Consider the following 14,081-nt stretch of genomic DNA (forward strand, 5'->3'; position numbering starts at 1 on the left):
AAGCCATGAAATTTGTATATAACGGGGGAGAGCTAATGGCAGTAGAAGTAATGAACAATCAACAACCAGTTGAACACTCCAAATCTGCAGCTGCTTCACAGCAATTTCTCTTTCCGTTTTTATTGAGAGATGGTAAGGTTGAAGCCTTTGTGAAGAAATTACTGCAAACAGGTTTTACCTTTTTTTCAGTTTCAGATGAGAAACAGCAGGATCAATTTTATGGAAAATTGAAGATTTCCCACAGAAATTTAGGAACCTATTTTATGCCAAATATTGAACCGATTATTTTCCCAGATGGTCTCGATGACATTGAAGGGTTAAGAAGATTTTCGAAAAAGATGGATGCATTATGTCGATTCGATTCGAGTCGCCTCATTTAATAACAACATTTGTAATTGATTCGATTGATATCTTTATTTGCCCATTTCATATTGGACTATTGAATATTAGGATTCATTTTCCAGAAGACCTAAAAACCAATGATATTCTTCATTTTGGAGACTTATTTCGCATCCTAATAGCAAATGAGGAAGAGATGTTCAAAGTGAAGGTTGGGTTTAATGAAAATTCTCTTTATCTAGTTAGAGATTTTATTTTACAAGGATTGCTTGTTGATTTTACGGCTTATATCGATAATCGAACTGCCGATAGTACAACCTATTTCGGTAGTCTACCATTTTTTATCGATGAAAGGATGTATGTGATTAGCTTTCTTCCAATTTTAAATGAAAGTAAAATAATCAAGAAGGAATTATATCGAATCGGTGAGCTTAACGGGTATGATGAAAATGGTGATGCTTATGTGGGAGCATCAAACCCTGACTATTTCGAGCGCTATTATGAGGAGAAAGTGTATGACAGATGGGGCGACACAACCTATTATGTGACGAGCGATACACATTTTTCCTGTGTGACAAAAGAGAAGGGTAAAATTGGTAAGCAATTATCGCAGCAAATGTATGGTGAGCATTTCTACGGACTATTGCTATTCTTCTATTATAAGCTCGTTTTATTAAAGCTGAGTCATGATTATTCTAGAGTCGAAGTTGAAAAGGATATAAAAAAAGTTGAGCTCCTGACGATAATGATAACGACATTCACTTCTAAATATTATCTGCCCGAGATTAATAGCACTTCTGCAGGTAAAGAGATTTTTAGAGATGTAAAGAGGGTTTTTCGAATTGAGAAACTTTATGAGGACGTGAAGCATTCCATAGCAATTCTTGATAAAAATCAAGATAATTGGGATGGGAAGAGGCTAAACTATTTGATTCAAATCTTGACAATCTATACTGTAATCTCAGGAATCTTTGGAATGAACCTAGTAATCGAGGAATTAGGTACTCTGACATTTTCTAGGTTGAAATCATATTCGATCTATGAATGGCTCGTATTATTTGTTATCTTTTCTGGTATTTTTATTTCATTTGCAATGGGATTCTTTTTCATCAAGCGCTGGCTCAATGAAAAAAGAAGCAGGAAGCGGAAGCTGTTCTAGTAGTTAAGAAAGTATAAGCTTTCTTATGCTGTATAGGTGCAACTAAGGCATCCGCCTAAAGGAGCAGGCGTTTGCCAAGTTTTCTAAAAATGCTATTTAATCTTTTGGAGGGGTGAAATTATGGAATTAAATCTAAAAGGAAAATCAGTTATTGTAACCGCTGCAAGCAAGGGATTAGGTAAAGCAATCGCAATGGAGTTTGCCCGTGAAGGAGCTCATGTGCTAATTGGCAGCCGCAATGCAGCATCATTGCAAGCAACAAAGGATGAAATTATTGAAGAAACTGGAAATAATGCAATTGAATATGCCGTGTGTGATGTAAAGAATGCAGAAGACATTGAGGCACTAGTTGAAAAGGGAGTCACTTGGAATGGAACCGTAGATGTGTTAATTAATAATGCTGGGGGTCCGCCAGCTGGTCCATTCATGGAAATGACTGATGACGATTGGTATCACGCATTTGAATTAAATTTACTTAGTTTTGTTAGGATGATTCGAGCAGTTGTACCAGCAATGCAAAAGCAAAAGAGCGGTCATATTGTAAATCTCGCTTCCTCCTCAATTAAAACAAGTTTGGATCAGCTAGTACTATCAAATACGTTTCGGCCGGGTATTGTCGGCCTGGCGAAGACATTGGCACAGGAATTAAGTGCAGATAATATTTTAATCAATACGGTTGGACCTGGAACGATTGAAACGGATCGAATTTTAGATTTAAATAAATCGAAAGCGGACCAGCAAAATGTTGCAATCGAACAAATAAGAGAAGAAGAAATAGAAAAAATCCCAATGAAGCGATATGGCAAGCCGGATGAATTTGCAAAAGCTGTTGTGTTTTTAGCATCTGGAGCAAACACATATATTACTGGTCAATCATTAATCGTTGATGGTGGATTGGTGAAAGCATTATAGGATGAAGCAGTGAATGCTTCATCCTCTTTTTAATTTGAAAGAAGGTATTTAAAACTTCTTATGATAATCTCCGTGATAAGACAGGCTAAGTCCAACTCCAGCGCCAGTGCTCGTAGCGAGATTTCCCTCACCTCATGACAATCTAAGGAAGACTTGCCAATTGGTTACACATGAGGCTTAGTCGCACTTATACCCTTGTGGTGAAAGTCAACCTCGATTCTGCTACCTAAGGAAGGCCGACTAAAAGCAGGCTTTGCCAAATGTCGGCATATCCCTAAAGTGCAGGGGCATGTTTCGTTTATCTTCTACGAAGGAATGTTCGACAACCCGAACCACCCCAAACTGCGAGGCGCAGTCCGTACTTAGCTATACGGGCACTTCCGCTTTTGAAATCAAAATATTATATTGACAATCCCAAGCCCAATGAGGAGTGCCGGTGGGAGCAGTGTTAATCGCTGGAATTTCTGGTGTTGGGCTAGTAAGATACCAATGCGTATACCAGAGAATAAAAATAATCCACTCATACTAGCAATGAGAAATGCAGTCAGTATTGGTGAGTATCCAAGCATCGATGCACCAATGCCAGCCCCAAAAGCATCGAGTGAAAGTGCGAATCCGAGTAATACCGCCTCACTAACAGAAATGATTCCAGACTGGTCCAAGTCTGCTTTATCTGGAGTAGAGAGTACAGTCTTTATATCGCTGAGGGTGGTAGAATTGGGATCCGTTTCAGTAACATGTTGTTTTTTTAATTTGGAACGAATAATATTCACAAGTGAAAATATTCCTAGTGTAATTAAGATGACGCCACCAAGAACTCTAGCTGTGTCTGCAGAAATTAGGGTTTCAAGCACTTTTCCTAAGGTCATGGAAATTAATAAGACGAGACCTGAGCAGACCATGATAATGAATAAAGCACGTAAAGGAACCTTGATTTTTTGCATGCCATACGTAATGCCAACCCCAAAACCATCTAGACTTACCGCAATTACTAATAAAAATAATCCAGTAAAATATAGCATCACATCATATCCTTCTTGTAAATTCTAAATTAGTTTATGGGAACAGGAGTAGGGATGTGAGCAGAAGTTGAAATTCATTAGGTGTACCGTCTGTGATTGTAATCGCTGCCTCTTTTCATGAAGAGGAGCAGACTGCAAATAATCCTCCTATATGGTAAAGTATTGATAGAAGTTCGAATGAAGAGAGGATTTTTTTAGATGAGTAAAACGTTAGTTCTAGCAGAGAAACCCTCTGTTGGCCGTGATATTGCCCGTGTTCTTGGGTGCAGCAAAAAGGGGAACGGTTATTTAGAAGGGGCGAAATATATTGTAACTTGGGCGCTTGGTCATCTGGTTACATTGGCCGATCCAGAAACTTACGATGATAAATATAAAACATGGCGAATGGAAGACCTGCCAATGCTTCCTCCTAATCTTAACCTTGTTGTGATGAAAAAGACTGGAAAGCAATTTAGTGCGGTGAAAACTCAGATCAATCGAAAAGACGTAACAGAAATCGTCATTGCCACAGATGCAGGTCGTGAAGGTGAGCTTGTTGCCCGCTGGATTTTAGAAAAAGTTCACGTGAATAAACCGATTAAACGATTATGGATTTCTTCGGTTACAGATAAAGCAATCCGAGATGGCTTCAAGCAACTTAAGCCGGGGAAAAATTACGAGAATTTATATGCATCAGCAGTTGCTCGTTCAGAGGCAGATTGGTATGTTGGTCTAAATGCAACCCGTGCCCTGACAACTAAATTTAATGCACAGCTATCCGCTGGACGTGTACAAACACCGACACTTGCAATGGTTGCTGCGAGAGAAGAAGAAATAAAACAATTCAAGCCTCGGAAATTTTATGGTATCGAAGCAAAAACGGATAAGGGATTTACATTAAGATGGCAGGATGAGAAGCATAATTCACGAATCTTTTCCAAGGAAAAGGCAGATGCCTTATTGAAGAAAATCCAAAATAAACCCGCTAAAGTAACTAATGTAGAAAAAGTATTTAAGAAGAAATTCGCACCACAGCTATATGACTTAACGGAATTACAACGAGATGCCAATCGGATTTTTAATTTTTCTGGGAAGCAGACACTTAAGCTTATGCAAAAGCTTTACGAGCAGCATAAGGTGTTAACGTATCCTCGGACAGATTCACGGGTGATTACAACCGATATCGTGCCAACATTGAAGGATCGTGTGAAGGCATGTGGGGTAGATCAATATGCTAAAGCGGCTGGCAAGCTGTTACGTAAAGACTTCAAGCTTGGAAAATCCGTTGTGGATAATGCGAAGGTGTCTGATCACCATGCAATTATTCCGACTGAACAGAATGTCGTCTTGGCTGACTTAACAGATCAGGAACGAAGAATTTATGATCTTGTTGTTAAACGTTTCTTGGCAGTGTTATCGGATCCGCATGAATATGAACAAACAACTATCCATGCACTAATTGAAACGGAAATTTTTCAGGCTCGAGGAAAGGTTATTAAAAAGCAGGGTTGGAAAGAAGTTTATGACAATCGCTTTGATGATGATGATAATCAGGATGATCAGCGTTTACCAGCAGTTGAAAAAGGTGATACTTTCAGCAGCTTAAAGGTTACGCAAACCTTAGGGGAAACGAAACCACCGGAACGCTTTACAGAAGGTGGCCTGCTGCAAGCAATGGAAAATCCAGTTCGCTATATGGGTATAGGAGAAAAGCATCTCGTAAATACGATTAATCAAACAGGCGGGCTAGGAACTGTTGCAACACGCGCTGATATCATAGAGAAATTATTTAATAGCATGTCGATGGAATTGAAGGGCAAGCATATTTTCATAACATCAAAAGGTCGTCAATTGCTGGAACTCGTGCCCGAGGGCTTACGCTCACCTGCATTAACAGCAGAATGGGAGCAGAAGCTTAGCCGCATTGCTGACGGTAAACTTGCCAAAGGAAAATTTATTACGGAAATCAAAGAATATACAAAAGAAGTCGTTTCGGAAATTAAAGGCAGTGATGATAAATTCAAGCATGATAACATCACGGGAACTAAATGTCCGAACTGTGGCAAACTCATGTTAGAAGTAAAAAATAGAAATGGACGAATGCTTGTCTGTCAGGATCGCGCGTGTGGACATAAGAAAAATATTGCAAAAGTAACAAATGCCCGATGCCCAAATTGCCATAAACGCCTGGAATTACGTGGCGAAGGTGATGGACAAATGTTCACTTGTGCTTGTGGACATAGAGAGAAGCTTTCTACTTTTAATGAACGAAAACAACGCGAGAAGAAACATAAAGTGTCGAAAAGCGATGTGAACAAGTATTTAAAGAAACAGGATGATGAATTTACGAATAATGCCCTTGCAGACGCACTTGCAAAGTGGAAGAAATAAGAATGAGGGCTCTTTAATAATCGTGTTAGTTTTTGAATGCTGTTTACTTGCAATCAACCTCCATGTATCATTAAACTAAATAGGAATTCATTATTTATTAGGATATAAGGGGGTAAAATATAAATGGCTTTTGTTATACTAGATCCATGTGGTCCGGAAAAGGCAGCAGAGTGCGTGAGCGTCTGCCCAGTAGATTGTATCGAAGAAGGTCCAGATCAATTTTATATTGATCCAGATGTTTGTATAGATTGTGGTGCATGTAAGGCAGTTTGCCCGGTTTCTGCAATTGAAGAAGAATATGACTTAACACCAGCTCAAGAGATTTTCTTAGAAAAGGCTGAGGAATTTTTCGCAAATCGATAGAGAAAAGATCATCCCCGATAATTGTGGACAGGTTACACTGTGTATATTATCGGGGAATTCTTTTGGTGGAATAATGGTTTAAGAGAATTTATTGTAATTTAACATAAATCCATCGCTTACATATGCCTTGTTTTACATAAGTGCAAACGTTCGATAACATAACTAGTAATAATTAGGAATTTGTAAAAATTAGTGGTAAAATGCAGACATAAAAGCTATGAAGGAGTGATTCAAATGTCAGTTGATATCTATCTTACGTTTAATGGTAATTGTCGAGAAGCAGTATTATTTTATGCAGAGGTTTTTGGGACAGAGACACCGAAAATTATGACTTTTGGTGATCAGCCAGCTAATCCAGATTACCCTTTACCAGAAGGAACTGAAGGATTGATTATGCATACGAGACTCAATATTGATGGCAGTAATGTGATGTTTTCAGATAATTTCCCTGGGATGCCATTTGTAGAAGGAAACAACATCACGTTATCTTTAATTAATAAAAATGAAGATGAGATTAGAGCTGCCTACGAGAAATTGAGTAAAGGTGGGGAAGTAGTACTAGAACTTCAAGAAACATCATGGAGCAAGCTCTATGGACAAGTGACTGATAAATTTGGAATCGGCTGGCAATTTAACCTAGATAGTGGAGAAATATACTAAATATAAAAAGCCGATGTTCAAACTTGAATATCGGCTTTTTATAGCTGTTAACCATGCTAAAGCAATAGCTTCTTACTTCTATACCACAACGAATAAATTAAATAAATTACAGCAGTCAATCCGAACATAGCTGCACTAAATTGGATTGTTGTGATGATATTATTTTGATTGGCTAACACGCTGCCAACAGTTGGCCCAATCATAACGCCGAACCCTTGCAATGCCGAAAATATTCCCCAGCCAGCTTCTTTTAAATTCTCTGGAATATAGCTCGCTATAAAGGAATTCCAAGCTGGTAAATAAAGTGCATAACATAATCCAAGAAAAACAACGATTGAAATTGTTACTGCAAGATTTGGGCTGCTAATTAAAAATAATAATGACAATGCAAATAGGCATAGGCCAATGATAAAGAGAATTACTTTATTAGAAATGTGATCAACTAGTTTTCCGATTGGTACAAGGAATAATAGCGCACTTCCTCCTCCTAAAAGCATTAACATTGAATATTGATTCGTCGTTACGCCTAGGACATTAATTGCAAAAGCAGGGAGAATAGGGATAATCATTCCTATTGCAATTCCTTGAAAAAGTAATCCAGGCACAACCACTTTACTCGTTTTTAATAATTGGAACGTAATAGCTCGTTGCTCCTTTAAATCGGAATGACGGTAAGAGATGTCCCCCTTATTGGCGATGGTATAAATAATCCAACCAATAAGAACAAGGATTGGCAGGAACCATAAAATATGATGGATATTAAATTGTAAAAAATGGTTCATTGTAACAAGCCCTGCACCAATTCCAGCGAGCCAGCCAAAATAAACAATACTAATATTCTGTCCACGTTTCTTCTTTCCTGCTTTGGCCAATAAAACAATCCAAAGAGGGCAGACGCCAATTCCTAGTAGAAGCGCACTGAAAATCATCGTAAAGCTATTTGTCCATGTAGCGGCAATCATTAAGCTTAATAAAGATATGAAAAAACTTAGATGAATCACGAGATTACTGCCAAGTGGTTTCATGACATAACCAACGATAAGGTTTGTAACAGAATCCCCAATAAAATGAATGGACACTGCCATCCCGATTATTGTTAATGAAATCCCTAACGGATGGATTGATAATCCAGGGAGAAAGCTAAAAACAAATGCGCCGCGCACAAATTCGATTAGAAAAAGGGCGATCACGAGTAAGAAAAACTCTTGCTTAGTTGAAATGCCTTTTAGAATAGCCATTTATTAAATAATTTCCTTCTTTAGTTTTATTTGCTCTCTATTAATTATTTCACTAACATTCTCATAAATAACTTCAGATGCATTGGCATGATATAAAGCATTCATCTGACGCTTCATCTCCAGTTGGATGCCTTCATTGGTAATAACATCCGAAATCACTTTGATTAGCTTGTCAGGATTGCTAACGTTTAGGGAAGCCCCATTTTGTTCAAAGAATAATGCATTTTCCCTTTCTTGGCCTGGCACAGAACGGTAAAGAATTAATGGTACTTGGACTGCTAGTGCTTCACTTAATGTAATCCCACCAGGTTTAGTTACCATTACAGTTGCCATTTTCATTAATTCATCCATTTTATTCGTATAACCTAAAATTTGTACATTCTTATTCTCACCGAATTTATTGATTAAATTCGTTTTGAGTTTTTTATTATGACCACAAACAACAATGACCTGATTATCGTCAATATGGAGAAGGCGATTGACGATATCTACCATATTCTTCAATACCCCGTAAGCACCGGATGCAAGCAGCGTGAGAGGCTTATCGGGATTCAATCCATATGACTCAATTAGTGCAGCGCGATCAAATTGTTGTTCAAAGCTTGGTTCGATTGGGATACCGGAAACCTTAATTTTATCTGGTGAAATCCCTTTGTTTACCATAGCAGCTTTCAAATCTTCTGATGCAACAAAATATCTCGTAATTTCTTCATGTGTCCAGTTATTATGTAGGCCAAAATCTGTTAGAACATTTACCATCGGAATAGGAGACCCAGATTTCTTCAAGAATTCTGGAACAACGACCATTGGAAATGTATTAATGATGATATCTGGATTATAGGAATTCACTAAATTCGCAAGCGTTTTACGTCCATAGTAGTTCATGAAATCTAATGGTAAACCATTCTTATCTTTATTCCCTGCATAATAGAAAGAGCCGTATAACCTTTGTCCATACGAAAAGCTCTTAATATATAAAAACTTCGTCGCCTTCGTTAAGAGAGGATGTGCTTCTAAATATAAATCGGATTCAATAACGTCATTGCATCCATTTTTCAAAAACGTTTCTTTTAACGTCTTTGAAACCTTTAAATGACCATTCCCGTAACTTCCAGTTAATATCAATATTTTTGAATTCTTTATCATCGAATCACCTTTCGTTAGTAAACTTGGTTGTCACCAAGCCATTCGGTGACACCATTAGTTGCACTTATGTAGTAAGAAAGAATTTATACTTTCTTAACTACCAAAAAAATTCTAATATATGCCTACTTCGATAATATCAAAATTTATCCATTATATTAAGAGTATAATAGATAATTATTAAAAATGTCTAAAGAAATTGTTAATTAAAGATTAAAATAACGAATCTAATATTGTGGGATACGGGTTGTTTGTTAATTCTATTATACCTAATGATTTCAATGTATGTGGTAAACTTATGTTAATAATCTTGATTGGAGGAAGGAATGAATGGAAGCTGTATCATTATTTCAAAAGAAATTTCATGTGAATCCAAGCAATGTTGATTTTAAAAAAAGTATGAAGCTAAGTCATTTATTCAACGGCTTTCAGGATATTGCCAGTCTAGCCTCCGAGAATCAGGGATTCGGGATTACAGATCTAGAACATGGATTTGGTGTGTCGTGGATTTTGATTAAGATTCGCGTCGATATTATTCGATATCCAAGGATGGAAGAGGAAATTACGATCGAGACATGGGCTCAAACTCCAGGAAAATTAGAATTTGAGCGTGATTTTATTGTTCGTGATCAGCAGGGGAATATTATTGTCAGGGCTGTTTCTGCATGGGTCATTATGGATATGAAGGAAAGAAAGTTGAAAAGAACGGATGTTATTTCCTATCATACTCCTAAAGCCATCACAGAACGGGCAATTGATTGCAAATTAGGGAAGTTGAAACGTTACGGAGAATTAGAATTAGCATATAAACGGGTGATTGGCTATAGTGATATTGATTTCAATGGTCATCTAAATAATTCGGAATATGTAGACTTTATTATGGATTGCTTTCCGCTGGAAGACCATATACAGCGCGGGATCAAATCTATAGAAGTTAATTTTAAAAATGAGGTTTTGCCAGGGAACACAATAATCTTATATAAGGATACGACAGCAAGTAATGAGAATAAATTTTACATAGAAGGCGTAAACGAGAAAGATAAGGTAGTCATGTTTAAATCAGAAGTGAAAATTGGGTAAAGATGATAAAAAAGTATTCAGTCGTGATTGATTGGAAAAGAAGTACTCATCTCATATTGAGGTCCTTCTTTTCCAAAAGTTATTCTTGTTTATTTTATTTCAAAAATACGAAAACTTAATGGCTGAATGTTTATTGTTGATGTTGGTTTTACTAAGGTGGATTTTTTCTTAATGGATAAATGTTCTTGGAATATCCACTCTTCTATTTCGCCAAGTTTTGCTTTTACGAGTTTTTCAATTGGAATTTTGATAGTTTCTTCACTATTATTAACAGCAAATATTAATCTTCTCCCTTTATCATATTTTTCATAAACGATACTATTTTGTCTATTGTCTATGTGAAGAAATCTAAATGAACCGCCATTACCGAATAGGGAGTCTGATTTTCGTAATTCGATTAGTAATTTTACATATTGAAATAGGTCTTGATCTTGATTTTGCACTTCCCATTCCATACATGCACGACACCCAGGATCATTTCCACCAGCCATACCGATTTCATCACCATAATAAATACAAGGAGTTCCGATAAAGGATAATTGGAATAAATAGAGTAGTTTTACCCGGTCTTTATTTTCCTTTGCTAGTGTTAAGATTCTCGGAGTATCATGACTATCAAGTAGATTAAAAGAAACCTCATTTACATTTGCAGGATACATCGTTAAAACCTTGGATATGACATTAGCAAAGCTACTTGCATTAATCTTATCTTTAGCAAAAAAGTCAATTGCACCATTTGTAAAAGGGTAGTTCATAACAGCATCAAATTGATCCCCCTGCAGCCATGGCATTGAATCATGCCAGATTTCACCTAAAATATATGCATCGGATTTTGCCTGTTTCACTGCTTTGCGAAACTCTCTCCAAAAGTTATGGTCCACTTCATTCGCTACATCTAAACGCCAGCCGTCAATATCAAATTCCTCAATCCAATATTTCGCTACATTTAGTAAATATGCTTTTACTTCCGGGTTTTCTGTATTAAGCTTTGGCATTGCACCAAAGTATGCAAATGTATCATAATTTGGCTTCGGTGTATGAACAATTGGAAACTCACTTAAATGAAACCAATCTTTATAAGCTGACGCTTCTTGATTTTCAAGAACATCCTGAAATGGAGCAAAATAATAGCCACTATGATTAAATACCGCATCTAACATTATACGAATACCGCGTTTATGGCATTCGGTTACCAGTAGCCGAAAGGTTTCTTTATCACCAAATTGCGGATCAATTTCCATATAATCGATCGTGTCGTAATTATGATTTGAATGCGCTTTAAAAATAGGTGTGAAATAAATACCATTTATTCCTAGATCGACTAAATAATCTAACTTATCGATAACGCCTTGAAAATCACCACCAAAGAAATTAGTCGTTGTTGGTTTGGTGCTCCCCCAAGGAAGGGTGCCAGCTGGATTTAAACTAGGATTACCATTTGCAAAACGCTCTGGAAAAATTTGATACCAAACCGTATCTTTTACCCATTCAGGTGCCATGAATACATCTGCGGCATTAAGAAATGGAAAGCAGAAGTAGTAGGAATTATCATCAGTCGGAGCTGTTTCATAAAAACCTTTTTCAGTAAATATGAGCTTTTCATCCTCACTTTGTAGTTCGAATCCATAGCGTAGACGGCGAAAGGGAGGCGTAATTTCTACAATCCAGTAATCAAACAACGCATCAGATGCTTGCAATAACATATCTTTACGACTAAATTGCCATCCATCTCCATCCCAATCATAAGGATCACCATGAATAAGCTTTACATTATCAACATCATTCTTTTTTGTCTTGAGTCGAATGTGTAGTCTCTTTTCATCATAAGCATAGGAATAATTATTTTTTGGACGATGGTATATTGCTTCACGATACATCTTTAACATCCCTTTCGTTTAATAGTATTTGGCTTAGCCAAGTCATCACAACCGTTATAGTTAGACTTATAGCGTTATGATCTTTAACCTACTAACTGCATAAAACCCCGTCTTCCATAAAGGAAAACGGGGTTGTTGTGTTAACACAAAGCATAGCCCTTATTATTTATAAGTTGAATGTACAGGAAGATTTTTTAATTGTCAATTATTTTTTATAAAAAACATGTACTTTGTGAGGCTCAGATGTAAAAATAAATCAGCGTTTGTAAAAATATTTAAAAAATATTAGTGAAAACGATTGCATTAAAATTTAAGACGGGCTATAATGACTTTATAAGTTGCGCAAACGTTTTCATGAAACATCTTGTTTGCCTGCTATCATGCTAAAAGGGGGAAATGATGGAAAGGTAAATCGTAAGTGCGAATGTAGTACGACACGCATTTGTACATTTAGGCACTCATGATGACTAGGCTAGGATACAGTTACTCTTACAAAGAACTGGAAATAAAAATGCTGGTTAGCCTAAAACCCAATGTATTAGATTATTAGAATTAACGTTAATAGCAAAGTAGGGGAATTAGTTTGTTTTCAGAGATTTAATTAATTGCTTAGGGGGATGAATAATAATGAATACTGTAGGTTGGAAAAAAATTGCTCTTGGTTTAGCTGTATCCGGATCATTATTCTTAACGGCGTGTAGTGATAGTGAGGAAACTTCTAGCGGTAAAGAAGAAAGCGGGGATAGCAATTCTGCAACTTTAGAAGTAGGGATTGAGGAAGGCTACATTGATTTTGTAAATGAAATCGTACCTAAATTTGAAGAAGAATACGATGTTACTGTTACAGTTACCGAAAGAGATTTATTTGATACTTTAGAGGCATTACCATTAGACGGTCCAGCAGGGCTTGCTCCAGATGTAATGATTGCGCCATATGATAGAATTGGGAATTTAGGCCAACAAGGTCATTTAGCTGAAGTAACGCTACCGGATGATGGCAGATATGATGAAGTTGATGAGCAGCAAGTCACAATAAATGAAAAGGTTTATGGATCACCTTTTGTTATCGAATCATTAATAATGTATTACAACAAAGATTTAATTGATAAGGCACCAGCTACGTTTGAAGAACTAGAGAAATTAACAGAAGACGAAAGATTTGCTTTTGAATCTGAATCAGGAAAGAGCACAGCATTTTTAGCAAACTGGCTGGATTTCTATAATTCATATGGTTTACTTTCTGGATATGGCGGATATGTCTTTGGTGATGAAGGAACGAACACATCAGATATTGGACTAAACTCAGCTGAATCTATTGAAGCTATTGAATATGCAACACACTGGTTAAAAGATATTTGGCCACAAGGTATGCTTGATGCTACTACTTCCGGTAACTTTATTGATGAGCAATTTACAACTGGAAAAGCTGCAGCAATTATTGGTGGTCCATGGTCGGCAAATAATTATACTGAGGCAGGCGTTAATTATGGCGCGACAACAATACCAACGTTGCCAAATGGTGAAAACTATCAGCCATTTGCTGGTGGTAAAGGCTGGATTATTAGTAATTATGCTGAAAATAAAGAAGCTGCACAAAATTGGCTTGATTTTGTAACAAATGATGAAAATCAGGAATTATTAGTAGAAATGAATGCAGAAGTTCCAGCAAATCAAAATACAAGAGATGTTGTGGCGCAAGGGGACGATGAATTAACTATTGCGGTCATTAACCAATATAATTCTGCTGTTCCAATGCCTAATATTCCAGAAATGGCAGAGGTTTGGACAGGCGCTGCCACATTAATGTTTGATAGTGCATCTGGAGGTAAAACACCAGAACAATCGGCAAATGACGCAGTTGAAGTGATCAGCGGCAATATTGAACAGAAGTACCAATAATATAATAACCTGTAATTTT

Annotated in this window: 12 protein-coding genes; 8 read left to right on the plus strand and 4 right to left on the minus strand. The window is 36.9% G+C overall.

Annotated features, from left to right (window positions below; all coding sequences use genetic code 11):
* Positions 1 to 35 precede the first annotated feature (35 nt).
* The 3 genes from CWR45_RS17700 to CWR45_RS17710 all read left to right on the plus strand — a co-directional run bounded on the left by CWR45_RS17700 (position 36) and on the right by CWR45_RS17710 (position 2,410).
* Entirely contained in the window at positions 36 to 380 is a 345-nt protein-coding gene (locus tag CWR45_RS17700; RefSeq protein WP_115751160.1) for a hypothetical protein, read from the plus strand.
* Entirely contained in the window at positions 350 to 1,498 is a 1,149-nt protein-coding gene (locus tag CWR45_RS17705; RefSeq protein WP_115751161.1) for a magnesium transporter CorA family protein, read from the plus strand. Before CWR45_RS17700 ends, CWR45_RS17705 begins: the two co-directional genes overlap by 31 nt.
* A 120-nt stretch (positions 1,499 to 1,618) precedes the next feature.
* Positions 1,619 to 2,410: an SDR family oxidoreductase gene (locus CWR45_RS17710; protein ID WP_115751162.1), complete on the plus strand. Its 792-nt coding sequence runs from the start codon at positions 1,619 to 1,621 to the stop codon at positions 2,408 to 2,410.
* 392 nt (positions 2,411 to 2,802) lie between these two features.
* Here CWR45_RS17710 and ytaF read toward each other — a convergent pair whose 3' ends face one another.
* Entirely contained in the window at positions 2,803 to 3,432 is a 630-nt protein-coding gene (ytaF, locus tag CWR45_RS17715) for a sporulation membrane protein YtaF (protein ID WP_115751163.1), read from the minus strand.
* Between the two features lie 198 nt (positions 3,433 to 3,630).
* Between ytaF and CWR45_RS17720 the strand changes: the two genes are divergently transcribed.
* The 3 genes from CWR45_RS17720 to CWR45_RS17730 all read left to right on the plus strand — a co-directional run bounded on the left by CWR45_RS17720 (position 3,631) and on the right by CWR45_RS17730 (position 6,825).
* Positions 3,631 to 5,802: a DNA topoisomerase III gene (locus tag CWR45_RS17720; protein WP_115751164.1), complete on the plus strand. Its 2,172-nt coding sequence runs from the start codon at positions 3,631 to 3,633 to the stop codon at positions 5,800 to 5,802.
* Between the two features lie 123 nt (positions 5,803 to 5,925).
* On the plus strand, positions 5,926 to 6,165 hold the full coding sequence (locus CWR45_RS17725) for a ferredoxin family protein (RefSeq protein ID WP_115751165.1): 240 nt from the start codon (positions 5,926 to 5,928) through the stop codon (positions 6,163 to 6,165).
* Between the two features lie 234 nt (positions 6,166 to 6,399).
* Positions 6,400 to 6,825 (plus strand): VOC family protein, encoded by a 426-nt coding sequence (locus tag CWR45_RS17730; protein WP_115751166.1) that lies wholly within the window; start codon positions 6,400 to 6,402, stop codon positions 6,823 to 6,825.
* Positions 6,826 to 6,881: 56 nt separating this feature from the next.
* On the opposite strand, the gene CWR45_RS17735 is transcribed toward CWR45_RS17730, so the two are convergent.
* Both CWR45_RS17735 and CWR45_RS17740 read right to left on the minus strand, forming a co-directional pair.
* A complete protein-coding gene (locus CWR45_RS17735; protein WP_115751167.1) occupies positions 6,882 to 8,063 on the minus strand; it encodes an MFS transporter in 1,182 nt (393 codons plus the stop codon).
* A 3-nt stretch (positions 8,064 to 8,066) separates the two neighbouring features.
* Positions 8,067 to 9,209, minus strand: coding sequence for an MGDG synthase family glycosyltransferase (locus CWR45_RS17740; RefSeq protein WP_115751168.1), 1,143 nt, complete (start codon positions 9,207 to 9,209; stop codon positions 8,067 to 8,069).
* 327 nt (positions 9,210 to 9,536) lie between these two features.
* Here CWR45_RS17740 and CWR45_RS17745 point away from each other — a divergent pair, with 327 nt between their 5' ends.
* On the plus strand, positions 9,537 to 10,286 hold the full coding sequence (locus CWR45_RS17745) for an acyl-[acyl-carrier-protein] thioesterase (protein ID WP_115751169.1): 750 nt from the start codon (positions 9,537 to 9,539) through the stop codon (positions 10,284 to 10,286).
* Positions 10,287 to 10,375: 89 nt separating this feature from the next.
* Here CWR45_RS17745 and CWR45_RS17750 read toward each other — a convergent pair whose 3' ends face one another.
* Positions 10,376 to 12,163 (minus strand): glycoside hydrolase family 13 protein, encoded by a 1,788-nt coding sequence (locus CWR45_RS17750; RefSeq protein WP_115751170.1) that lies wholly within the window; start codon positions 12,161 to 12,163, stop codon positions 10,376 to 10,378.
* Positions 12,164 to 12,790: 627 nt separating this feature from the next.
* Between CWR45_RS17750 and CWR45_RS17755 the strand changes: the two genes are divergently transcribed.
* The gene (locus CWR45_RS17755) at positions 12,791 to 14,062 is read left to right on the plus strand and encodes an extracellular solute-binding protein (RefSeq protein WP_115751171.1); all 1,272 of its coding nucleotides are present in this window, start codon (positions 12,791 to 12,793) and stop codon (positions 14,060 to 14,062) included.
* Positions 14,063 to 14,081 lie beyond the last annotated feature (19 nt).

This window comes from Oceanobacillus chungangensis (genome assembly GCF_003369565.1).
GTDB lineage: Bacteria > Bacillota > Bacilli > Bacillales > Amphibacillaceae > Oceanobacillus > Oceanobacillus chungangensis.